Source organism: Arthrobacter sp. AG1021 (assembly GCF_003633665.1).
Taxonomy (GTDB): Bacteria; Actinomycetota; Actinomycetes; order Actinomycetales; family Micrococcaceae; genus Glutamicibacter; species Glutamicibacter soli.
The window spans coordinates 332,254-355,923 of record NZ_RBLB01000006.1 but is presented as its reverse complement, the minus strand read 5'-3'; the positions used below and the strand labels follow the sequence as shown (position 1 = coordinate 355,923).

18 protein-coding genes are annotated in these 23,670 nt (G+C 64.9%); 5 read left to right on the top strand and 13 right to left on the bottom strand.

Going from position 1 to position 23,670, the window contains the following annotated elements:
• Positions 1–69: 69 nt before the first annotated feature.
• The 6 genes from guaA to DFO58_RS01865 all read right to left on the bottom strand — a co-directional run bounded on the left by guaA (position 70) and on the right by DFO58_RS01865 (position 8,104).
• Positions 70–1,656, bottom strand: coding sequence for a glutamine-hydrolyzing GMP synthase (gene guaA, locus DFO58_RS01890; RefSeq protein ID WP_047119622.1), 1,587 nt, complete (start codon positions 1,654–1,656; stop codon positions 70–72).
• 228 nt (positions 1,657–1,884) lie between these two features.
• Positions 1,885–2,349, bottom strand: a complete 465-nt coding sequence (locus tag DFO58_RS01885; protein ID WP_120989154.1) for a DUF3817 domain-containing protein — start codon at positions 2,347–2,349, stop codon at positions 1,885–1,887.
• A gap of 52 nt (positions 2,350–2,401) precedes the next feature.
• The gene (locus tag DFO58_RS01880; RefSeq protein WP_047119624.1) at positions 2,402–3,208 is read right to left on the bottom strand and encodes an SURF1 family cytochrome oxidase biogenesis protein; all 807 of its coding nucleotides are present in this window, start codon (positions 3,206–3,208) and stop codon (positions 2,402–2,404) included.
• 211 nt (positions 3,209–3,419) lie between these two features.
• A complete protein-coding gene (locus DFO58_RS01875; RefSeq protein ID WP_047119625.1) occupies positions 3,420–4,571 on the bottom strand; it encodes a GuaB3 family IMP dehydrogenase-related protein in 1,152 nt (383 codons plus the stop codon).
• 70 nt (positions 4,572–4,641) lie between these two features.
• A complete protein-coding gene (locus DFO58_RS01870; RefSeq protein WP_120989153.1) occupies positions 4,642–5,988 on the bottom strand; it encodes a DUF4872 domain-containing protein in 1,347 nt (448 codons plus the stop codon).
• Between the two features lie 160 nt (positions 5,989–6,148).
• Positions 6,149–8,104, bottom strand: coding sequence for an HNH endonuclease signature motif containing protein (locus DFO58_RS01865; protein ID WP_120989152.1), 1,956 nt, complete (start codon positions 8,102–8,104; stop codon positions 6,149–6,151).
• Positions 8,105–8,311: 207 nt separating this feature from the next.
• Here DFO58_RS01865 and DFO58_RS01860 point away from each other — a divergent pair, with 207 nt between their 5' ends.
• The gene (locus tag DFO58_RS01860; RefSeq protein ID WP_120989151.1) at positions 8,312–8,782 is read left to right on the top strand and encodes a VanZ family protein; all 471 of its coding nucleotides are present in this window, start codon (positions 8,312–8,314) and stop codon (positions 8,780–8,782) included.
• A 67-nt stretch (positions 8,783–8,849) separates the two neighbouring features.
• Here the strand turns inward: DFO58_RS01860 and DFO58_RS01855 are convergent, their stop codons facing one another.
• The 3 genes from DFO58_RS01855 to DFO58_RS01845 form a co-directional block, all read right to left on the bottom strand.
• The gene (locus tag DFO58_RS01855) at positions 8,850–9,659 is read right to left on the bottom strand and encodes a class I SAM-dependent methyltransferase (RefSeq protein ID WP_183043081.1); all 810 of its coding nucleotides are present in this window, start codon (positions 9,657–9,659) and stop codon (positions 8,850–8,852) included.
• 208 nt (positions 9,660–9,867) lie between these two features.
• The gene (guaB, locus tag DFO58_RS01850; RefSeq protein WP_047119630.1) at positions 9,868–11,373 is read right to left on the bottom strand and encodes an IMP dehydrogenase; all 1,506 of its coding nucleotides are present in this window, start codon (positions 11,371–11,373) and stop codon (positions 9,868–9,870) included.
• Positions 11,374–11,529: 156 nt separating this feature from the next.
• Positions 11,530–13,629 (bottom strand): acyltransferase family protein, encoded by a 2,100-nt coding sequence (locus DFO58_RS01845; protein ID WP_147407169.1) that lies wholly within the window; start codon positions 13,627–13,629, stop codon positions 11,530–11,532.
• A 517-nt stretch (positions 13,630–14,146) separates the two neighbouring features.
• Here DFO58_RS01845 and DFO58_RS01840 point away from each other — a divergent pair.
• Positions 14,147–14,608 (top strand): hypothetical protein, encoded by a 462-nt coding sequence (locus DFO58_RS01840; RefSeq protein WP_120989148.1) that lies wholly within the window; start codon positions 14,147–14,149, stop codon positions 14,606–14,608.
• 132 nt (positions 14,609–14,740) lie between these two features.
• On the opposite strand, the gene DFO58_RS01835 is transcribed toward DFO58_RS01840, so the two are convergent.
• From DFO58_RS01835 to DFO58_RS01820, 4 genes are all read right to left on the bottom strand, one after another.
• A complete protein-coding gene (locus DFO58_RS01835; RefSeq protein WP_147407168.1) occupies positions 14,741–15,796 on the bottom strand; it encodes a hypothetical protein in 1,056 nt (351 codons plus the stop codon).
• Between the two features lie 127 nt (positions 15,797–15,923).
• The gene (gene groL, locus DFO58_RS01830) at positions 15,924–17,528 is read right to left on the bottom strand and encodes a chaperonin GroEL (RefSeq protein ID WP_047119634.1); all 1,605 of its coding nucleotides are present in this window, start codon (positions 17,526–17,528) and stop codon (positions 15,924–15,926) included.
• A gap of 100 nt (positions 17,529–17,628) precedes the next feature.
• Positions 17,629–17,925 carry a co-chaperone GroES gene (gene groES, locus DFO58_RS01825; RefSeq protein WP_013349608.1) on the bottom strand — a complete coding sequence of 99 codons (297 nt, stop codon included), beginning with the start codon at positions 17,923–17,925 and terminating at the stop codon, positions 17,629–17,631.
• A 185-nt stretch (positions 17,926–18,110) separates the two neighbouring features.
• Positions 18,111–19,685 (bottom strand): amino acid permease, encoded by a 1,575-nt coding sequence (locus DFO58_RS01820; RefSeq protein ID WP_286163414.1) that lies wholly within the window; start codon positions 19,683–19,685, stop codon positions 18,111–18,113.
• 701 nt (positions 19,686–20,386) lie between these two features.
• Here DFO58_RS01820 and DFO58_RS01815 point away from each other — a divergent pair.
• From DFO58_RS01815 to DFO58_RS01805, 3 genes are all read left to right on the top strand, one after another.
• Entirely contained in the window at positions 20,387–20,839 is a 453-nt protein-coding gene (locus DFO58_RS01815) for a hypothetical protein (protein WP_147407167.1), read from the top strand.
• A gap of 106 nt (positions 20,840–20,945) precedes the next feature.
• A complete protein-coding gene (locus tag DFO58_RS01810; RefSeq protein ID WP_120989144.1) occupies positions 20,946–22,187 on the top strand; it encodes a class I SAM-dependent methyltransferase in 1,242 nt (413 codons plus the stop codon).
• Between the two features lie 167 nt (positions 22,188–22,354).
• Positions 22,355–23,503 carry a glutamate--cysteine ligase gene (locus DFO58_RS01805; RefSeq protein ID WP_120989143.1) on the top strand — a complete coding sequence of 383 codons (1,149 nt, stop codon included), beginning with the start codon at positions 22,355–22,357 and terminating at the stop codon, positions 23,501–23,503.
• Positions 23,504–23,670: the final 167 nt, after the last annotated feature.

The window sequence follows — 23,670 nt, the reverse complement described above, 5'->3', positions numbered from 1 at the left end:
ATGGATTCCGCTTCGGGTGTCCGGGCCGCGCCTGGCGGCGGGCCCGGGACCGGCACAGCTAGCTGCCGGTTACTCCCATTCGATGGTTCCCGGTGGCTTGCTGGTGACGTCCAGCACCACGCGGTTGACCCCGTCCACCTCGTTGGTGATGCGGTTCGAGATCTTGGAGAGCAGGGTGTACGGCAGGTGCGACCAGTCTGCGGTCATGGCGTCCTCGGAGGACACCGGGCGCAGCACGATCGGGTGGCCGTAGGTGCGGTGGTCGCCCTGGACTCCCACGGAGCGCACGTCGGCGAGCAGCACCACCGGCATCTGCCAGACTTCGTCGTCCAGGCCGGCTGCGGTCAGCTCGGCACGGGCGATGGCGTCGGCCTTGCGCAGGATCGAGAGGCGTTCCTCGTTCACGGCGCCGATGATGCGGATGCCCAGGCCCGGACCGGGGAACGGCTGGCGTCCCACGATTTCCTCGGGCAGGCCGAGCTCGCGGCCCACGGCGCGAACTTCGTCCTTGAACAGGGTGCGCAGCGGCTCGACGAGTTCGAACTGCAGGTCCTCCGGCAGGCCGCCCACGTTGTGGTGGCTCTTGATGTTGGAGGTGCCTTCGCCGCCGCCGGACTCGACGATGTCGGGGTACAGGGTGCCCTGGACCAGGAACTTCACCGGCTCGCCCTCGGAGGCTTCCTTGGCGATGATCGCCGCCTCGGCGGCCTCGAACGCGCGGATGAACTCGCGGCCGATGATCTTGCGCTTGGTCTCCGGGTCGGTGACGCCGTCCAGCGCGGTCAGGAAGCGCTCGCGCTCGTCGGCGATGTACAGCTTGGCGCCGGTGGAAGCGACGAAATCCTTCTCCACCTGCTCGGCTTCGCCTTCGCGCAGCAGGCCGTGGTTGACGAACACGCAGGTCAGCTGGTCGCCGATGGCGCGCTGCACCAGAGCGGCGGCCACGGCGGAGTCGACGCCGCCGGACAGGCCGCAGATGGCCTTGCCGGAGCCGACCTGGGCGCGGATGCGCTCGATCTGCTCGTCGGCGATGTTGTCAGCGGTCCAGTCGCCCTTCAGGCCGGCGCCGTTGTACAGGAAGTTCTCCAGGACGTCCTGGCCGAACTCGCAGTGCTTGACCTCCGGGTGCCACTGCACGCCGTAGAGGCGCTTGGCCTCGTTGGCGAAGGCTGCCACGGGGGCGCCTGCGGTGGTGGCCAGGACCTCGAAGCCCTCGGGGGCTTCCGACACGGCGTCGCCGTGGCTCATCCATACGGTCGGGGCGTTTTCCGCGCCGGCCAGGATGGAGCGTGCCTCGCCGGCGAATTCGGTCGCGGTGCGGCCGTATTCGCGCAGGCCGGTTTCGGCAACGGTGCCGCCCAGGGCGCTGGCCATGGCCTGGAATCCGTAGCAGATGCCGAGCACCGGCACGCCGGCGTCGAACAGGTCGGCCCCGACGGAGGGGGCGCCATCGGCGTAGACGCTGGAGGGACCACCGGAGAGGATGATCGCTGCAGGGTTCTTGGCCAAGATGGCTTCGGTGGACAGGGTGTGCGGAACGATCTCCGAGTACACACGAGCCTCACGTACGCGGCGAGCAATCAGCTGCGCGTATTGGGCCCCGTAGTCGACGACCAGAACCGGCTTATGTTCTGGATTGAGGGGAGCAGTAGTCACTCCCCCAGTCTACTGGGTTCGCCGGGCGCGAAACAGCGCGGGCACTGTCATCAACGTCACCACCGGGTCACATTCGGGCCGGTTTCCGGGCGCGCTCGCTGCCCCCTGGCCGGTTCCGGGCGCGGAATACGGCGCCGCCGCCCGCCGGCCCGGGGTGGAAACGACGTCGGCGGGCCGCCTCCCTGCAAGGGGAAGCGGCCCGCCGGACGTCTGCGACAGCGTGTGCCGCTAGTAGCGCTTGGCTGCCTTCGGGTGGTTTTCCATCTCCGTCATGACTTCCTTGTGCACCTTGCGCTCGGTGATGAACGACAGGAACGGCACCACGCCGCCCAGGGCGATGGTGATGAAGCGGGAGAACGGCCAGCGCATCAGCGACCAGAGGCGGAAGTCCGCGAACAGGTACACCACGTAGAGCCAGCCGTGGGCGATCAGGATGCCCAGGGAGGCGTTGAAGCCGCCGGCGACTTCCGCGCGGTTGTGCATGCCGATGGTGTTGGCGGTGCCGTCAAGCAGCTGGCCGCCGATGAACAGCTCCAGCTGCCAGAAGTACTTGAAAACCATTTCCAGCACGAGCAGCAGCAGCATCACGCCGGTGACATAGGCGAACACCCGGAAGAAGGCAGCCGCGGAGCGGATCTGCGCCGGGGTGCCGCCGAACTTGCGGGGGCGGGGTGCGGGGGTGGTGCTGGACATGGTCGGGCGGTCCTTCCGTGGGAGGTCAGTCATTCAGGTATGCGAAGGCGCGTCAGCTGCTCGCTGGGCCGTCGTCGTCGCGGGGGTCATTCTGGTGGGCTTCGGCGGCGCGCTCGGCGATCTCTTCCATGCCGCGCTGGTAGTCGTCACGCACCATGCGGTACCAGAGGAACAGCGCGAAGCCGGCGAACACCACCCATTCGATGCCGTAGAAGACGTTGAGCCAGTTGACCTGGGCTTCCTGCGGCTGCGGACCGACGTAGACGCGGGACAGGCCAGGCTGCTCGGCCGCGGCGCCTTCTGCGGTCTTGATCTCGTGGGCGGTCACGAAGCCTTCGTACAAGGTGGTGTCCCAGAGGTTGGACAGCTGCGAGGAGGCCAGGGTCTCCAGCGCGGGGCTGCGCACGTCGTGGGCCAGCTCCGGGCCCTCGGAAGGCAGCAGGCGTCCGGTGATTTCCAGCTCGCCCTCGGGAGCGGGGCTGGGCGCCGAGGAATCGGGCTGCCAGCCGCGGACCACCGCGATGGCCGCATCCTTCGGCGCGCCGTCGACCTTGAACTCGGTGACGACCCAGGCGCCCTTGACTCCGTCGTGCAGGCGCGGGGCGACCAGCTCGTCGCTGCCCTCGACGAATTCGCCGCTGAAGGTGACGATCTGGTCCGCCACGGTGCCCAGCAGTTCAGTGCCGACCTGGTGGTGCTCGGTCAGCGGGACGGCGACCTCGGTCTTGTCGGCCTTGACCAGCGGCTCGGTTTCGGAGGATCCGAACTGCCAGCCGGACAGGGCGACGAAGCCGGTGGCCAGCGCCAGGGCGGCCAGCAGCGCGAGGAGCCATTGGGGTTTGAGGGCGGTTTTCAGCACCCTACCACCGTACTTCGATTGGCTGTAGAAGTAGAAATGCGCGGGGCGTGAGATTGGCCTTGGACACCTCCGCAGCCCGCGCGGGAACCTTCCGCGGCGCTAGTTCGTTGGGGTGCCGGCGTGCGGCCAAACGGCGGCGGCCCGCCGCCTGCCCGGTGAAGGCGCAGGTGGCGGGCCGCGGAAGCCTGCGGGCGCGAGGCGCCCGGAGTGCCTAAAAGCGGTCGGACTCGTACGGGGAGAGCACGACGTCCACGCGCTGGAATTCCTTGAGCGTGGAGTATCCGGTGGTGGCCATCGAGCGGCGCAGCGCGCCCACCAGGTTGGAGGTGCCGTTGGTTTCGCGGGATGGGCCGTAGAGCACGTTCTCCAGCGAGCCGACGGTGCCCACGCGGGCGCGGTCGCCACGGGGGCTGACCTCGTGGACTGCTTCCATGCCCCAGTGGTAGCCGGCGCCCGGCGCCTCATCGGCGCGGGCCAGTGCGGTGCCGAGCATGACAGCGTCGGCGCCCATGGCGATGGCCTTGACGATGTCGCCGGAGTTGCCCAGGCCGCCGTCGGCGATCACGTGCACGTAGCGTCCGCCGGATTCCTCGATGTAGTCGCGGCGGGCCGCGGCGACATCGGCGATGGCGGTGGCCATCGGGGCGTGGATGCCCAGAGTGCGGCGGGTAGTCGAGGACGCGCCTCCGCCGAAGCCGACGAGCACGCCGGCCGCGCCGGTGCGCATCAGGTGCATGGCCGGGGTGTAGCCCGCGGCGCCGCCCACGATGACCGGCACGTCGAGCTCGTAGATGAACTGCTTCAGGTTCAGCGGTTCGGTGGTCTTGGAGACATGCTCCGCGGACACGGTGGTGCCGCGGATGACGAAGATGTCCACGCCGGCAGCCACCACGGTGCGGTAGAACTCCTGGGTGCGCTGCGGGGTCAGCGAGCCGGCGACGACCACGCCGGATTCGCGGATTTCAGCCAGGCGGGAGGTGATCAGTTCGGCCTGGATCGGGGCCGAGTACAGTTCCTGCAGCTTGGCGGTGATCTTCGGGTCGTTGCGGGTGGCCGCTTCGTGGTTCAGGCCGGCGATGTCCTCAAGCACCTTGGCCGGATCCTCGTAGCGGGTCCATAGGCCCTCGAGGTTCAGTACGCCCAGGCCGCCCAGCTTGCCCAGCGCGATGGCGGTGGCCGGGGAGGTCACCGAGTCCATGGGTGCGCCGATGAACGGGGTCTCGAACTGGAAGGCATCGATCTGCCAGGAGACCGACACGTCCTTCGGGTCACGGGTGCGGCGATTCGGTACGATCGCTACGTCGTCCAGGGAATATGCCTTAGTGGCCCGCTTGCCGCGGCCGATCTCAATCTCATTACTCACGACCCTAGGTTATCAAGAGTGCGGCCGATTCCCGCCTTTGACCACCGCCAGATTGCGCCGGACTGCGCGTCTAGTGCGCCACACCCGCCACCGTGCGCAGCGTGGCCGCGGTGTCGGCCAGGGCCTGCGCGGCCTCCTGCTCGGCATCGGCAATCTGGTCCATGACCTGTGCCATCTTGTCGAACAGCGGCTGGCGCTGGTCGATGTCCACCGGCTCTTCGAGCAGCTGGGCGAAGTCGATCCAGAAGGCCGCCAGCTGGGCGTAGGCAGCGGAGTGCTCCCCCAGTTCGGACAGGCCCGGAAGGTCCGCGGCTTCGTCAAGGAAGTCCGCATACAGCCCGCGCAGGCCGCCGATTCCGCCGAAACGAGTGTCGGACAGGAAGCCTGCCAGCTGCGAGAGCCCAATTTCCAGCTGTTCGGCGTCGGCAAACATCTGGTTCCAGCCGGTTTTGCCTTCGGTGTCGCGCAGGCGGGCCGCGAAGTTGCGCATGCCGACGATGCCGAAGTTCTTGGCGAAGTGCACCGGGATGCCGCGCAGCTCGCTGGTGCCCAGCAGCCGGGCCGTGGTCTCCTGGACCGCGTCCAGCACATTGGAGGCCAGGGCCTCGGGCTTGGGCGAGCGGCGCGAGGTGACCCAGGCCTGCCAGAACTTCTCGCGCTTCCGGCGGGCGCGGGCAGCGGTCAGGTCCTCGGGGCTGACGGGGTTCAGCGAGCCGGAACCGTCGTCCACCAGCAGGTCGTCGTCGAGTTCTCCAACCACTGCCAGATCGATGGTGTCCGACTCGTCGACTTCGCCCTCCTCGATCCACGGCAGGGCGTTGACCGCGACGCGGACCACGACGGCGCGTCCGGCGTCCAGCCCGGTGTCGAGGTATTCGGCGGCGCGCACGGCCGAACCGGTGGTGCGCTCGTTGATCTTGGCGCCGCAGCGGGTCAACAGGTTCTGGGTATATGGCTCAGGATGGGCGCGGGTCACCAGGGTGACGCTGACGGCGTCCTCGTCCTGGAAGCTGTGCTGCATGAAGCCGACGCCGCCGGCCAGGCCCGCGAGCATGGCCTCGGAGTACGGCTGCCCGGTGACGGGGTTGGTCACGCCGGCCTGGGTGAGCACGCGATGCCAGAGCGCCGCGTCGTACTGCACCACGTTCTCCGGGGCCGGGTATTCGGGCAGTTCGTCCAAGTTGGCCGGTGCCTTGGCTGGCTGTTCCGGGCGCTTTGGTTTGGCGGACTTGGCCTTGCCGGAGCCCTGCTTTCCGGATTTGCCCTGTGAGGCGTAGTTGCGCGCTTCGGCGGCGCGGGCGGCCCGGGGGCTTTCGGGCTTGTTGGTGAGGATGTTCTTGCGGGCGGTCGTATAGCTCTCGCCGGTGCGCTCCATGCGCTCGCGGGCAAGTTTCTTCAGGTTCGCTGGCTGAGCCACGTGAATCGGTTTCCTTCCGTCCTGCGGCGCCGTGGCGGGAGGGACCCCGCACGCGCACCTCGCGCCGCCATCGAATAATTCTACGTGTCAGATCGGGTTTGGCGACCGGTCGGGGCACGTGGGATTGGCAACTGCGCGCGGAAAGAAAACCGAATGCTCGTCAATCCGGTAGCGGGATGCTGGTCGGGACGCCCGGTGGACTGTAATTCCTGCGCAACCGCTGCGCCGGATCCCGATCCTTGGGCAGCAGCACCCACGGCAGGCCCTTCACCCACACGATCTTGATCACCTCATGGTCGAACTCGATGTGGTGGTTCTTGCACCCCGGAGCGATCTTGTCCAAGTTCGTTTCCCCGCCCAAGGCGTACGGGTCGGTGTGGTGGAATTCCAGCTGCTCCACCGTCGCGGTGCACCCGGGCACCAGGCAGTACCGGTCCCTGGCCAGCACCGCACGCTGCAGCACCTCGGGCACGAAGCGTTTGGTCCGCCCGAAGTCCAGCAGCACCCCGTCCGTATTGAACACCGCCGGGATCAGATCCGCCTGGCACAGCAGCTGCCGCAACGCCGCCGGCGGCAGATCCACCCCGTGCGCGGTCTGCGCCGTCGAGGACGCCAAGTGTTGCAGGTCGTTCAGCTGCAGGTGGGCGATGACCACCGGCCGCAACCGCTTGCGCTTGCGCTGCGGCGGGGATCTGTCGGGCTCCCCGGCGAAGCACTCCTCCCCGTCCTCGGCCCAGCCGGCCTTGCCGGCGCTGCCGTCGTCGGCGTTCGCGGGGTCGGAATCGAAGAGGGATCCCTGGCCCGGGCCGCCGTCCCCGAAGGCGGCCCCGGGCGGGTCCTCGCCGGTGGCGTCCAGCAGGATCTCCAGCAGCGCGTTCAACGCGCGTTCGGGCGGGGTCGCTTCGGGGATGAACAACTCGTCATCGTCCCAGCGCAGCTGCTCGGATCCTTCGGGCAGCAGGTCCTGGATCGACCAGCCGCCTTCCTGGCCGGGGCCGGCCCCGGTAACTCCGGTAGCCCCGGCGCTGGTGGCTTCGGTCCCGGTGGTTTCGCTCTCGGTGGCGGCATCCGCCTGCGGCTGCGGGTCCTGCCCCGTGGGCTGGTTCGGATTATCGGCAGGGTCCTTGAAAAACGACGCCCCCGCCACCGGCCCGCCTGAGCCTGGCCCCCGGTTCGGGTTCGCCGAGGCCGGGTTCCTCCGCGCGGCCTGCCCGGCCTGCGTGCTGGCCTTGTTCGCCGCCGCGATCAACGCATCCACCCACGCCCCCTCCGCCGTGGAAGTCCGCACCAAAAACTCGCGGAAGTGCGGGCTGCGGATCGGCAACGGGAACACGCCACGGCGCAGCGAGGCCGGCGGGATTGGCCCGGACCGGTTGATGGCCTCCAGGATCAGGCAGGCGATCTTCTTCACCGCCGCGAACGGGATGAACTCCTCGGCCAGGACTTGGGCGGCGTGTTCCTCCACGGTGCGCCCATCGGCATGCAACAGGGTCGGGCTGGTGGCGGTGCCTTCGAAGGTGCGGTCTTCGGGTTCGACCTTGGCCAGTTTCCGGCTGGCCTGCCGCACCACCGTCGGATCCACCCCGGCCTGGAAGAGCAGGGCGGCCAGGTGCTCGAACCGTGGGGCAACCCGGGCCCCGGTAAAGTCCTTGCGCGCCACCAGGTCCATGGAATCCAGGATGAGGCGGTGGGTGTGCCAGTAGGGGGTGCGGGTCCAGGAGGCCAGCAGTTCTTCGGGGTCGCGGTAGCAGGCCCGCCCGGTAGCCCGGGCCGGGGTGCTGGTGGTGTCGGCGGGGTGCTCGCGCAGGGCGTCCAGTTCGCTTTGGGCCAGGGTGTGGGCGGCGGTGGCGGCAGTGCGTTCGGCGGCGACCAAATCCATGCGGGTCGCTTCGAAGCCGAGCTGCTGGGCGGTGGTCGCCAGTTCCAGGGCCAGGCGGGGATCGGTGGTATCGGAGAGGGTTTCGCGCAGGGCGGCGAAGGTGTCCAGCAGGCTGGTGCGCAAATCCCGCAGCTGGGTGCCTGATAGTTCGGGCAGGGCGGCACCGGGCGCGGGACGTACCTGGGCCAGTACGTGGTGCAGGCTGGTGAGGCCTTGGGCCAGTGCGGTGGTGTTCATGGCTCCAGTGAACGCCCGGGTGAGCTGGCTGGTGGTGGGTGGGGTGCGGATTGTGGAGAAGTGCCGGAAAAGAATTCTTTGGGCCAGGGGAAGGTCGGACGTCGACGTCGCTCCTTAGTCGCCGCGAAACACAGGCAGTCACTGGCGATACACGCGTGCCGGTCATGCAGGTCTTGCGGTCTCGAACCAGACTAAAATTGCGGACAGATGCGTTTGCGCAACTTCTTGGGGGTAGTTGGAGTGAAGAACCGTTCGGCCCGGTGGGCCTTGGTCGCAGCGGTGGCTTACGCCATAGCGCTGGTGCTGGTGGCATTCTGGCCGACACCCGTGGATGCCGAAGCGGGGCCGTGGCTGTTCGCGTTCATCGAGCAGCTGCACCGGATCGGCGTGCCGCAGTGGTTCGGCTACGGCGAGATCGAATTCGGCGCGAATATCCTGTACTTCATGCCGTTGGGCCTGCTGGCCTCGTGGTGGCTGCGCTGGCCGTGGCTGGCGGTGCTCTGCGGACTCGCGGTCTCCGTGATGATCGAAACCGGGCAGCTGCTCCTGCTCCCTGACCGGGTGCCCTCGGCAAGGGATCTGGTGGCCAATACCTTCGGCACCGGGCTGGGGGCGCTGGTCTTCATGCTGTGCCGCGGCTGGCTGCGCCGTCGCGCGAGGCAGGGCGCCGCACGCTGATCCCCGGGCGCATCCGTCCCGGGGAAGCAGCGCCGCTCCCCCGGTACGGATGGCCGCACTGAGCGCGCTATTCCGGCTTGCGCGAGATGAGCAGCGTCGGGGTGACCTGCCGGTCGCGGACCGCTTCGATGGAATGCTGCCGTCGCAGCACCACGTCCTCGCCCAGGATCAACGCTCCGGAGAGCGGGGCGCCGCCCTGCTGCAGCATCAACGCGGCGCGGGCGAGCACCTCGTCGCGGTGCTCCATGCTGCGCTGCACGTCGAACCCTGTGCCTTCCAAGTAGCCGCGGTAGGCGGCTTCGGATTCCACGTGGGACGATTCCTTGGTGATGGACCAGGGCATCGGGAAGGTCAGCTCGTTGGTGCCCATCAGGTCGTAGACGCCGAAAACGCCGCCGGGGCGCAGCAGCCGGAAGACCTCGGCGAACACCGGGGCCTTGTCGGCGATGTTCATGCCCACGTGCAGCATCAGCGCGGCATCGAAGGAGCCCTCGGGCAGCCCGGTGTCCTGGCCGGAGCGGTTGAGCATGGTGACGGCGCCGTCGAGCCCGCAGGCGCGGTTCAGTTCGGTGGCCAGATCGACGAACTCCGCGGTGACATCCACCCCGGTGACGGTCGCGCCGCGGCCGGCTAAGTAGCGAGCCGGCCCGCCCATGCCGCTGCCGACATCCAGCAGGCGCGCGCCGTCGTCGAGCGCCAGGGTGTCGGCGATCCAGGCGGTGGTGTGCTTCCCGCCCAGGTGGAGGTGGTCGGCCTCGTTGGTGTCCTCGGCCCGCAGCCGGGCCGGGTCGTGTCCGGCGGCGCGCAGCGCGGCGAACATGGCCTCGCGCACGTTTCCGGAGGCGTAGTGGACGATGGTTTCCTCGGTGTCGCTCATGGCGCACCCTCCACTTTCTGCGGGCCGGGGTCGGGGTTTCGGGGCGGAACCGGCAGTAGGCCAGGGCGTCGTGCATCCCATGATAAGTCCGTGCGCGGCATGTGGACCCGTGCGTTGGCCGCGAATCCGGCGGCGGCGCCCGGGCACGGGAAAACCCCGCCCCTGCGCGCCGGATGGGCGGGCTGGGACGGGGTTTGGCCTGGGGATTCTAGCGTGAACGGTAGTTCGGGGCCTCGACGGTCATCATGATGTCGTGCGGGTGCGATTCCTTCAGGCCGGCGGCGGTGATGCGGACGAACTTGCCGCGCGCCTTCAGCTCCTCGATGGTCGGGCCGCCCACGTAGAACATGGTCTGGCGCAGTCCGCCGACCAGCTGGTGCACCACGGCGGACAGCGGGCCGCGGTACGGAACCTGGCCTTCGATGCCTTCCGGGATCAGCTTCTCGTTGGACGGCACGTCCGACTGGAAGTAGCGGTCCTTGGAGTAGGAAGTGTTCTTGCCGCGGGTTTCCATGGCGCCCAGCGAGCCCATGCCGCGGTAGGCCTTGAACTGCTTGCCACCCATGAAGACCAGGTCGCCCGGGGACTCTGCGGTGCCTGCCAGCAGGGAACCGAGCATGACCGAGTCGGCGCCGGCCACCAGCGCCTTGCCGATGTCGCCCGAGTGCTGCAGGCCGCCGTCGGCGATCAGCGGCACGCCGGCCGGGATGGCGGCCTTGGCAGCTTCGTAGATGGCGGTGACCTGCGGGACGCCCACGCCGGCGACGATGCGGGTGGTGCAGATGGAGCCCGGGCCCACGCCGACCTTGATGGCGTCGGCGCCGGCGTCGATCAGCGCCTTGGCGCCCTCGAAGGTGGCAGCCTGGCCGCCGATGACGTCGACGTGCGCCGCGGCGGGGTCCTTCTTCAGGCGGGCGATCATTTCCAGCACGCCCTTGGAGTGGCCGTTGGCGGTGTCCACGACCAGCGCGTCGACGCCGGCGTCGATCAGGGTCATGGCGCGCTCGTAGCCTTCGCCGAAGAAGCCCACGGCGGCGGCTACGCGCAGGCGGCCGTCCTCGTCCTTGGTGGCCAGCGGGTACTGCTCGGCCTTGTCGAAGTCCTTGACGGTGATCAGGCCGGTCAGCTTGCCTTCGTCGTCGACCAGCGGGAGCTTCTCGATGCGGTTCTTGGAGAGCAGCTCGATGACGGTCTCGCGGGAGACGCCGTCCTTGGCGGTGATCAGCGGCATGCCGGTCATCACCTCGTAGACCTTGGTGGTCAGGTACTGCTCGCGCGGCACGAAGCGGGTGTCGCGGTTGGTGATGATGCCCAGCAGCTTGTTGTTCTCGTCAACCACCGGCAGGCCGGAGACGCGGTACTGCGCGCACAGGTCATCCCAGTCGGCCAGGGTGGCGCCCGGGTGCACGGTGACCGGGTCGGTGATCATGCCCGACTCGGAGCGCTTGACCTGGTCGACCTGCTTGGCCTGGTCCGCGATGGAAAGGTTGCGGTGGATCACGCCGATGCCGCCCTGGCGGGCCAACGCGATTGCCATCGGAGCCTCGGTGACGGTGTCCATGGCGGCCGAGCTGATCGGCACCTGGATGTTGATGCGCTTGGTGAAGCGGGTGGTGGTGTCGGCGTTGGACGGGATCACATCCGTTGGGCCAGGCAGCAGCAGCACGTCGTCGTAGGTGAGTCCTTCAAAGGCAAAGGGGTTGAACTCAGTCACGTATGAACCTTTCGGGGCGAAAGCGGAGGTTGCTTATATGTTAGAACCCTTTTGCCCTTTGCGTGATTCCCGCTCGCGCCACTGTGTCCAAGCTCATGCCGCGGTGGCGTCATAAGCGCAGATCAGCACCGAAGTGTGTCGAATGCCGGGCCGCGACTAGTTTTTGAATCCGGTGGCCGCGCGGAAGGCGGCGGCGAACTCGTCCGCGGCGCTGTCCACGAACATCTTGGACAGGTGCGAGTTGTCCAGATAGGTCAGCACGTTGCCGATGACCGCCTTGCACACGCCCTGAGGGCAGAGCACCGGGGTCAGGTCCAGTGAGATCACCGTGTTGCCGTAGTCGGCGGAGTCCAGCCACTTCTCCACCGGGTTGGTCTCGTTCAGCAGCTCGGAGGCCAGCCCATCGCAGCGCGAGGAGTCCGACTTGGCCGCGTCCACGCATTCCGGGATGAGGTATTCGTAGCGCGGGGTGTCGCGCACCGCGACCACCTTGCTGCCCGCGGCAAGGAACGGGAAGATCGCCTGGTCGAACCCGTCAACCAGGGCTTCCTGCTCCCCCGGGGTGCGCAGGTCCTCGTCGTAGCCCTGCACTGTCATGCTGGCGTTGGCCATAACCCAGGTGGGGGCCAGCGCGGTGACGTATTCCTGGGCCGCGTCCTGGAAGGAAGCGCACTCGGGTTCGGAGCGCGCCGTCTCGGAGCCGTAGCGGCAGCCCGGGTGGTGCAGCAGGATCCAGCTGCCGCCGGAGCCCTCCATCATCCGTGCTCCGGCCTCGGACCAGTGCTGCATGTGCGAATCACCCAGCATCACCAGCACCGGCTCCCCCGCGCCGAAGTTGCCGCCCTGCCGGCAGAAGGTGATGCGCGGGTCCTCGGGATCCTGCGCCCCGGAGCACTCCTGCCCCGGGTTCTGCCATTCGCCGTCCAGGTCGGTGGCCAGCGGCAGGGTCAGCGCCGCCGGCGACGGATCCCAGTCCTCGCTGGCGGTGGCCCCGGGCGTCTCCTCAGGGGCCTGCGCGGCGGCCACGGTGCGGCGGTACTCGACGTTGCCTTCCCAGGCGAGCACCGGGACGCTGACGATGCCCACCCCGATCACCGCAACCAGCACGCCGGAGGCCAGCTGGGCTTGGCGTCCTGCGAGCAGGCCGCCGAAGTCCGCGGCCACCTGCCGCGCGGACAGCGGCTTCTCCACCCAGCGTGTGGTGCACCAGGACATGGCGATGGACGCGATGATCAGCAGCGCTCCGGGAAGGATGCCCGCGCGGCTCGAGCCGCTGAGCGTCAGGTAGAACACCAGCAGCGGCCAGTGCCACAGGTACATGCCGTAGGACAGGTCCCCCAGCTTGCGCAGCGGAGGCAGCGACAGCAGCCCCGAGGGGTTGGACCAACTTCGGGCGGAAGGGGCCATGATGACCAGCGCCGCACCCAAGGTCGGGACCAGCGCGATGTAGCCGGGGAATTGGCCCTGCACGTCCAGCAGTGCGCCGCAGGAGATGATCGTGGACAGGCCCGTCCAGCCGCCAATCCGGCGCAGCTTCTCCGGCAGCGCGGAAAGCCACGGCAGGGCGAGCGCCAGCAGGGATCCCAGCGCGAATTCCCACAGCCGGGCGCCGGTATGGAAGTAGGCAACCTGCTGGTTGGCGGCGGTCAGGTGGATCGAGAAGGCCAGGGATCCGGCGAAGATGAGCCCGAAGGCGGTGCCGGCGACCCAGGCGAAGTTTCGCCTCGAGAAGAACAGCTTCCAGACAAGAGCGCAGGCCGCGAGGATCAGCGGCCAGAGGATGAAGACCTGCCCTTGGACGGACAGCGACCAGAAGTGCTGCAGCGGCGAGGAGGCCGCTGTGTTGAAGGCGTAGTAGTCGACCTGATTCTCGGCCAGGTACCAGTTCTGCTTGTAGAACAGCGAGGCGAAAGACTGGTCGATCAGCTGCGGCCAGCGGTTGCTGGGCAGCAGCACCCATGAACCGATCACCACCGCGAGCACCACTACGGCGGCCTGCGGCACGAGCCGGGAGAAGCGGTGGGCCCATTGGTTCAGCACCCGGGGCCGTTCACCGCGGCTGATCCGTTTGGAAACCGAGGCGGTGAGGAAGAAGGCCGAGAGCATCAGGAAGATGTCCACTCCCCCGGAAACCCGGGAGAACCAGATGTGGTAGACCATCACGAGCAGCACCGCCAGGGCGCGCAGTCCCTGCAGGTCGGTCCTGAATCCGGGTTTGGATTCAGCTTTCCCGGCGGGGGTGATCGTCAACGACACGAAGTGGTGCTTTCCTCGGGGACAGGGCGGGTCCGGTTCTGCGGCCTCAGCCCTTTCCGAACATCATTCGATCCTAGCAATCAGGAATTTGTATTCCATTTGAACTGATTCCTCAAGCTTGCGTTGCACGACAAATTGGTAGTCCCTTCACTAGCTCCTTTCATCCGACTACAGCGACCGAGACGCGGGCCGCAGAGACGAAATGCCTAGGATGCCGCAGGCTGCCGCCGGGTTAGATCCATCTGGTAACACCCGATTAATTCATCGTTGGGGCTTGGCATCGCAGGGTTGCGCCTGGCTTAGTCGGCTGGCGAAAACCGTGGCTGGTTCGTCTAGAACGTGTTCCGTTAGGACGTGTGAAGGAACCTGATTCTCCGCTGTCTTCGAAGCTCGGCACCATGAACTTGTTGGACAACGTTGAAGACAGCCAATTGGTCAATCAGTACCTTCGGCACCATTTTTGCTATGGCAAGATTTATTTTGACGATGGGTACGCTTCCGTACAGAAGGGTGTTCAATGCCGTCTCTCACCAAGCTTGTAGCAAGGCTCAAGATGCTTCATGTCCCGGATTCCCGGGACAAATCGAAGGTCTATGTCGTCTACGCTAAGCAACGCAGCCCGTTTGCGTCTCTGGAGTACATAGAACCAATCATTGCGGTCATGGCCAACGAGCGTAACTGCTATGCACTTCAAGAGATGTATCCGGACGCTGAAGTCAGTTGGGAAGCGCGAAGGGTACAGGATGCTGGCGATAGCGCCGTGACAGAAGCCGAGATCCTGTATCTTACCCATACCACTTTGTTGCCGTATGACATGGATGCCAACGGAAATCCCATCTACGGAGTCATGGAGTCGCCGATTCCCGAAGCTCTTTATTGCAGTCGGGAAACCGCAGAGCGAGAAGCGCCGGATCGCTACTTGCACGTAGTCCGTGTCGGGCAAGTAAACCTTCTCGGTGTCGGCGAAATTTTGGAATAGGTTTCCGCAACTGTACGTCGCTGCTTGAAGCTGCAGGACGAGAAGAGGGAGCACCCTTGCCAAGCGGGGAACCTGCCATTTTGCTTGGTTGTAGACGTTGGTTCGGCTCTCACACGGGCATGAACTTTTCGCTCAGAGTGGGTGAGTCTGGTCATCCTCATCCAATTGAACCGGCTCGAATGCGGAGAATGGACTCCTGCTGGCAAGAACCCTGAAGGCAAGGCCCATTAGAAGAGCGCCGGGGAAAAAGGCAAACAGCATATTACCCAGTCGAGCTCCCGACGAGTTGTCGGGACCCTGCGCGAAATCAACAGGGATGGCAATGTCCTTGTATCTGGGATCGATGACTACGAGCAGCTCATCACCCAGTTCCATGGATTTCTGCCCTACCGTGTTCCAGCTCAGTGCCATCCGCCGGTCGCCCACGTCAACCTTGGCCGGCTCTCCGGAGCGCCCGGTGATCTCGTGGGCTGCCAGCGTCGCGGTGATGTGCGGTTGCGTGCTGACGGCGTCTTGCGCGGCGCGCGCGTCCTGCGCATCGCTCACGATGAACGCCGCCGCTGAGGCAACGGACACCACCAGGCACACCAGGATCAGCGTGTAGCGGGCCTTGCGCGGCGCATGCTGCAAAGCCAATACCAGGCGTTCGAAACGGCCCGGGGCCGGTTTGACGCCCAGTTGGCGTAGCACGTGGGCAGGTCGGTCTGGTTTGAGCATGAACTGGTAGCCGATAGCCCACGTGCCTCCGGCCAGCATGAGCACGAAGAAAGCTCCGAGCATCCAGTCGGTTTCCGCGTCTTCTTCCAATTGCATAGGTGAGCTGTATAGGTGGTAGTAATACGGGTCAGCTGCCGGCATCCGCGGATCGGCAACGAGCTGGACCTCGGACCCCGGCTTGTACAGCTGATCCGTGCAGCTGGTTTGCGCGGTGTGTTCGCCGCCGTTGAGTTTCACCTGCACTGAGCAGTCGTCCACGTCCTGGGACAGTACCGTTGCACTCACCGTTGTTGAGTGCTTCATGAGGCCCGCGAGGTACAGGTTGTCCTGGTGGAAGGCTGCCGCGATTCCGGCGACCAGCAACGCCATGCCGAACACCATTGCGGCGACAATCCACTTGCGGGCCGCGCGTGTGGTGTTGAACCGCCGCAGCCGGGGTGGGCCGGGCTCTTCATTGCGGTGGTGCCGCATATGGCGGGCGCTCCCATCGCTTAGTCGGGGTATGTGGTCGAAGTATGTGTTCCATTAATGCACGAATGCCGCCGCGGATCCGAGTCGAGACTCGGTTCCGCGGCGGCATCAGCTGCCAGGCAGAAGCCTAGTGGCTGTGTGCTGCTTCCTCTTCCTCGGCTGGCTTGTCAGCCACGAGGGTTTCGGTGGTCAGCACCAGGGCTGCGATCGAAGCTGCGTTGCGCAGCGCCGAGCGGGTGACCTTGACCGGGTCGATGACGCCTGCGGAAAGCAGGTTCTCGTAGACGCCGGTCTTGGCGTTGAAGCCCTCGTTGGCGCCGGATTCGGCGACCTTGGAGGCCACCACAGAGCCGTCGAAGCCGGCGTTGGTGGCGATCCAGAACAGCGGCTGCACCAGTGCGCGGCGGACGATGGCCACGCCTGCTGCCACGTCGCCTTCGGCGGCGGTGGCGCGGGCATCCTCATCCAGTGCGGACAGGGCGTCGACCAGGGCGGTACCGCCGCCGGCCACGATGCCCTCCTCCAGCGCTGCACGGGTGGAGGACACGGCGTCCTCGATGCGGTGCTTGCGTTCCTTCAGTTCCACCTCGGTCGACGCGCCGACCTTGATGACGCCGATGCCGCCGGCCAGCTTGGCCAAGCGCTCGGAGAGCTTCTCGCGGTCCCATTCCGAATCGGTGCGGGACAGTTCGGCCTTCAGCTGGGCCACGCGGTCCTGGACGTCTTCCTCGGTTCCGGCACCGTCAACGATGGTGGTCGAATCCTTGGTGATGGTCACGCGGCGGGCCGAGCCGAGCACCTCGGTGCCGACCTGGTCCAACGACAGACCCAGCTCAGGGGTAACCACCTGGGCACCGGTGAGGATCGCCAGATCCTGCATCATGGCCTTGCGGCGGTCGCCGAAGCCCGGAGCCTTGACGGCTACCACGTTCAGCAGGCCGCGCAGCTTGTTGACCACCAGGGTGGACAGGGCTTCGCCCTCGACGTCCTCGGCGATAATCAGCAGCGGCTTCTTGGCTTCCAGGACCTTTTCCAGCAGCGGCAGGAATTCCGCCACGGTGGAGATCTTGCCCGGGTTGATCAGCACCAGTGCGTCTTCCAGGACAGCTTCCTGGCGCTCTGCATCGGTGATGAACTGCGGGGACAGGTAGCCCTTGTCGAACTGCATGCCCTCGGTGAGGACCAGCTCGGTGGCGGTGGTGGAGGATTCCTCGATCGTGATGACACCGTCGGTGCCCACGGTCTTGAAGGCCTCGGCCAGCAGGTCGCCGATTTCATCCGACTGCGCGGAGATGGCCGCCACGTTGGCGACCTTGTCCTCCACGGCCACGGCGTTGGCGGCCAGGCGCTCGGAGACGATCTCGGTGGCCAGCTCGATGCCCTTGCGGACATCGCCAGGCGCGGCCCCGGCGGCCACGTTCTTCAGGCCTTCCTTGACCAGTGCCTGGGCCAGGACGGTGGCGGTGGTGGTGCCATCGCCTGCAACGTCGTTGGTCTTGGTGGCGACTTCCTTGGCCAGCTGTGCGCCGAGGTTCTCGTATGGATCTTCCAGATCGATGTCACGGGCAATGGTGACACCGTCGTTGGTGATGGTCGGGGCGCCCCAGGTTTTGGCGAGCACCACGTTGCGGCCGCGTGGGCCGAGGGTGACCTTCACGGTGTTTGCGAGCTTGTCGATGCCCGCTTCGAGGGCACGGCGTGCTTCCTCGTTGAATGCTAGCTGCTTAGCCATGCATTGACTCCTGAAAGTTCGGCTGCATCCGCGTAGCTTCTCCCCCACGTCCGGCGAGCGCCGTGACGGTGGATGGCTAGTGGATGCCGCGAGGTTGGCGTTACTTTACGACGACTGCCAGAACGTCGCGAGCCGAGAGCACCAGGTACTCCTCGTTGCCGACCTTGACCTCGGTTCCGCCGTACTTCGAGTACAGGACTACGTCGCCTTCGGCTACGTCCAGCGGAATGCGGTTGCCGTTGTCGTCGATGCGGCCTGGGCCTACTGCGACAACGGTGCCTTCCTGCGGCTTTTCCTTGGCGGAGTCCGGAATAACCAGGCCCGAAGCGGTGGTGGTCACGGCTTCGACCTGCTTGATGACAATGCGGTCTTCGAGCGGCTTGATGGAGACAGACATGGTCTCTCCTTTTCGTGTATGAACCAATGGTGTAGGGGTGCGCCCTACTGGCATTGGACCAACCGTCGTCGCGGTGCCAGTTGGTGGTATCCAGTCAGGCGGTGTGACATGCCAACGGCATGCCACCCACACATGACTTTAGGACGATTATTAGCACTCGGTCAAGGCGAGTGCTAACGAGCGCACTAGTTCCCCGCCACGGTTCGCGCAGAGCGCACCTTGGCCGATTCCTCGATGTCTTCCGGAGCGGACAGATCCATCTTCATCAATGGGACGACGCTTGATTTGGTCACGAGCCTGTGGATCAGCCAGAGCCCCAGGAAGAGCGGCAGGCCGATGTAGGCGGAGAGCACTTCCAGGCCGCGTCCGGCGAGCACCGCCTCGTAGTTCTGTCCCGCAATGACGGCAATGAGCATGATAAAGGCGAGCAACGGTCCCAGGGGGAAAAACGGAGCGCGGTACGGCAGGTCCGAGACATCGTATCCCTGTGCCAGATAGCCACGGCGGAAGCGGTAGTGGGACACCGCGATGCCCACCCAGACGATGAACCCGCACAGGCCCGAGACGTTGAGCAGCCAGGCATAGGCGGCGCCCTGGCCGATCAGCGCGGTGAGGAATCCGAAGAGTCCCACACCTGCGGTGGCGAACAATGCGGCCATTGGCACACCGCGCGAGTTAGTGCGGCCGAAGATCTTCGGGGCCTTGCCGTCGTGGGCCATGGCGTAGAGCATGCGGGTCGAGGCGTAGAGTCCGGAGTTTCCGGCGGAGAGGATTGCGGTGAGGATGACGGCGTTCATCGCGGCTGCCGCGAAGGCGATACCGGCACGCTCGAAGACCATGGTGAATGGCGAGGACGCCACGTCAGCTTCGCCGCTGGAGAGCAGGCTCGGATCGGTGAACGGGATCAGGCAGCCGATGATGAAGATGGCGCCGATGTAGAAGAGCATGATGCGCCAGAACACGCTGCGGATGGCTTTCGGGATTTCACGGCGGGGATCCTTGGCTTCGCCGGCCGCGACACCGACCAGCTCAGTGCCCTGGAAGGAGAACCCTGCGATCATGAACACGGCCATGATGGAGATCCATCCCCCATGGAAGACGTCTTGGCCTTCCCGCCAATTGGCGAGCGGGTCGGTATGGTCGCCGAGGATGCCGAAGATCATCAGGACGCCAGCCACCAGGAATGCGATGACGGTAACGACCTTGATCAGCGCGAGCCAGAACTCGCCTTCACCGAAGGCCTTGGCGGACAGGGCGTTCAGCGCGGTCAGCACGAAGAGGAACCCTCCGGCCCAGACCCAGCCTGGGACGTCAGGCAGCCAGAAGCTCATGACGATTCCTGCTGCCACCAACTCGGCCGCCACGGTGATGGCCCAGTTGAACCAGTAGTTCCAGCCGATGGCGAACCCGAAGGACGGCGAGACGAAACGGGTGGCATAGGTCTGGAAGGAACCTGCCACCGGGATCTTTGCGGTCATCTCCCCCAGCGACTGCATGAGCAGGTACACCATGAGTCCCACGGCGGCATAGGCGACGAGCGCCCCTCCCGGCCCCGCTTGGGCGATGGTGCCGCCGGAGGCCACGAACAGCCCGGTGCCGATGGAGCCGCCAATGGCGATCATCTGCAGGTGCCGGCTGCTGAGCTGTCGCTTGAGCTTGTGATCCGTTGCGTTGCCTGCTGTTTCCGGAGCGGGGACGGTGCTTCGTTGCGCCGTCGGCTGCCGTGTCGTTGTCTGCCTTAGTTTCATCACAGGTGACATACAACACCAAGAGGCACCTGTCGTGCGACGTGGATCACTCGACAATTTCCCTGCCGCGAAACTCGCAACCTTGATCCTCAGAAAATGAAAACCCCGAGAAGGCTCCCGCAGCCCGCGCACCGTAAACCACATCATTGCCCAATTCGAAGATTGCCGTTGAAGCGACGCCAAGGATTAGCCTTTGCAACTCATTCAATGCTAGTGAATCAGAAAAACTTATTCTAGGCTTGGGTACTTTCTCGGCTGATTGTCCGTTCTGCGCAACGTGCGGGAGCCTGACACCGGCTTGATACCCCAGTTCGGGGAGATCCAGAAAAAATATCTGCAGGGCTGAATATGACGTAAATATGACGTGAAGTCGATATGCGGAAAGCCTCGCTCCGGCCCAAGCCCTTGGTGCATGCGTTCAGATGTCGATCCGCCCGGGCCTCGCAGGAATGGCTTTGTACGGAAACCTGCCGTCGCCCGACCGTGGGCGATCCGCACAAATTCGCCGCCACTCCCCCAATCAGCGGAACAAATACAGTGCTCTCGGCCGGTGGCCACGTAAACTTCACTGCAACAGCCATGGTCAGTGATTGACCTGCGGATCATTCGTCTAGGTGGAGGAACATGGAATGTCGACTCACCGGCGAACGTTGGCAGGACTCATGGCGGGAGGATGCCTGATTCTGACTGCATGCGCACCTACGGGAGCCCATTTGTCGACCCAAACCGATGCATCGTCGATGGTTTGCACTCCTTCGGACGGGCAAGGCCAAATCGCCATCGCTCAGGTGCACATCCATGCGGGCGGTTCCCGCCCTGTTCTCATACGTGAAGTGAATCCCAAGAAATCCGACAACGTCCAAATTGAAAGTTTCGGCGTCATTCCGGACGGCGAGGACGGTTTCCGCGGCGTCTCGTTGCCTTCAGATCCCGATGCGCAGATTTCGACCAATCATGAAGCGGCAGCTGGCGAACATGCAACAGTTCAGCTCGTTGTGGCGCTCGTGAGCCCCCTCAAATCAGGGGTAGTTGAATCAGTGGAGCTGGAGTACGACGATCTTGGGCGGACGGGGAGCGAGACGGTCACAGCAGGGCTCCGAGCGCAGGTATTTCCGGCAGGTGAAGCCGTGCCGGATGACAGCATGTGCACGATGTCAGGCGAGTAGTCCCTGCTCCCTAACGGGCAAATCGTCCCCGCTACGCCCAGCAACTCGCACTGCCTGGCCCAAGCACGCAACCATGAAGACAACAAATCCCAGATACTCTTAAAGCATGGCGCAGGCTTCAAATGACTCAACACTGAACGAACAATTTGCCGCACTCCTGTCAGCTGACGGCTGGAGTCTTCTCTCGACTATCGACCCGTCCATGGTGGCCACCAAAGACGCGGCCTGGACGCTGAATGAGAAACTGCGCAAGGACGGGCATGACGCGCAGGTGATCCGGGCGGTGATTGCCCAGGCGGAACTTCGCTACCGGGCGCGAGTGAAATTCGGTCCCTTCGCCGATTCCTTGGTCTTCACTCCGGCTGGACTGGAACAGGCTACGCGGCTGACCATCGCTGGACTTCACGCGCGCCGCTTCACTTCGGCAGGCTGCACCCACGTAGCCGACCTCGGTTGCGGAATCGGCACCGATGCAATTGCCTTGGCAAGCGCGGGCCTGCAAGTCACCGCGGTGGAAAAAGATGAAACGACCGCGGCTGCCACCACGCTTAACCTGATGCCATTCGAGAACGCCAAGGTTGTCCACGGCAGCGCCGAGGAAACCGACCTCACCGGAATCGACGGCGTCTGGCTGGACCCGGCCCGCCGCACCGATCAGGCAGGGAACACTCGTCGACTCTTCGACCCCGAAGCTTTCTCCCCTCCCCTGTCCTTTGTCGAGAAGCTCGTCGACGAAGGCAAGGACGTCGGGGTCAAGCTCGGCCCGGGCCTGCCTCATGACGCCATTCCGGATACCGCCGAAGCAGTTTGGATCTCCGACCACGGCTCCGTCATCGAAGCGTGCCTTTGGTTCGGCCGGCTCAGACGCGAAGGCATTGCCCGAGCCGCACTGGTGATCGACAAAGACGGCGCGCACGAACTGACCAGTCCGGTAACAGCGCAGGCTGACGTTCCAGCACCAGTGGGTGAGCTCCAGGAGCACGTCTATGAACCCGATGGCGCCGTGATTCGCTCGCACCTGATTTCCACGTTGCTGGAGTCCACCGGCGGGCACCTGCTAGACGAGCACATCGCCTACTTCACCCATGCGCAGCAGATCTCCACTCCATTCGCGCGCGGATACAAAGTCGTGGCAGTCCACGACTACAACGTGAAGAAGCTGCGCAGCTGGGTCAAGACCAATGGCATCGGCACCCTGGATATCAAAAAACGCGGGGTGGACGTGACTCCTGAAGAGCTGCGACGGATTCTGCTTGCCGGATCGCCCAAGAGCGCCAAGAACAAAGCGACGCTGATGCTGGCACGTATTGGCGACAAGCGCGTAGCGATCGAGGTTCAGCCCCACTGAGCACGTGTTTGTTACGCGTAACCTGCAGACATTGGTGCAATGGACTGACAAACCCCACGCACCAAATACAATGGTTACGGTTATCCTCCAATGGCTGTGGGGTACACCGGTTTATATACATGCCGGTTCAGGCCCCGTCTGGATCGACCTTGCAATGAAGGAGTCCCGTGCAGAAGATCAAATTTGCAGACTCATCCCAGTCCACCATCGGTGTCGAATGGGAAATTGCACTCGTTGACCATGAAACTGCCGATCTATGCTCTGTCGCCGAGAGGGTCCTGTGCAAGCTCAAGGATGATGCCGGGATCTCCCACGAGGAAGAGCACCCGACCATCAAGCCCGAGCTTCTGATGAACACCGTGGAGGTCGTCACCGGCGTTCACCACACCGTTGCCGAAGCCGCGGCGGAACTGCGAGAGAACGTCCGTACCCTCAGCGAAGTCACGACCCCGATGGGTGTGGATCTGTACTGCGCGGGATCCCACCCCTTCGCTGCGCCCACTTCGCAGCCGGTAACCGATAAGGATCGTTACGCAAACCTGATCGACCGCACCCAGTGGTGGGGACGCCAGATGGTGATCTACGGGGTGCACGTCCATGTAGGTTTGAACGACCGCGAAAAGGCTCTTCCTATCACCGATGGCCTGATCAACTACCAGCCGCACTTCCAAGCGCTCAGCGCGTCGAGCCCATATTGGGGCGGCGAGGATACAGGCTACGCATCGCAGCGAGCGCTGATGTTCCAGCAGCTGCCCACCGCCGGCATCCCGTTCCATTTCAATACCTGGTCCGAGTATGAAGCTTACGTTGCCGACATGCTCTACACGGGCGTCATTGACGACATTTCGGAGATCCGCTGGGACGTTCGTCCGGTGGCACGTCTCGGTACCGTAGAAATGCGCATCTGCGACGGCATGAGCTCGCTGGAAGACATCAGTGCCATCACGGCGTTGACCCAATGCCTGGTGCACGACATGTCGCTGAGTCTCGAAGCAGGCAACAAGATCCCCGTTATGCCTGACTGGTATCGCGTCGAGAACAAATGGCGCGCAGCACGCTACGGTCTAGATGCAATCATCATTCTCAACGCCCAAGGCGATGAAATGCTGGTTACTGACCACCTACGTAGCGAGGTAAAGAGATTGACGCCAATATCCGAACAGCTGGGCTGCGCGGACGAGCTACAAGGCATCATCCGATTAATCGAGCGGGGTGCAGAGTACCAGCTGCAGCGCGAGGTGTTCGCTGCTTCGGGTGGCGATTTCCGCGAAATCGTCAGGAATAACGTTAGCCGAATGCTCACACAAGCCAACTGACCGCTTCAGCTAGGGAGCTGTACTCCCAACTACTGCTGCGCTGATATACGCACAAATAAGTTTCAGCAGGCAAACAATGAGGCAATACTCAAGATATGAAGGTGCCATGCTCGTTCAGAGCATGGCACCTTCAACGGTTCGGATCTGGCTTTCTGAAAAGCCGGACC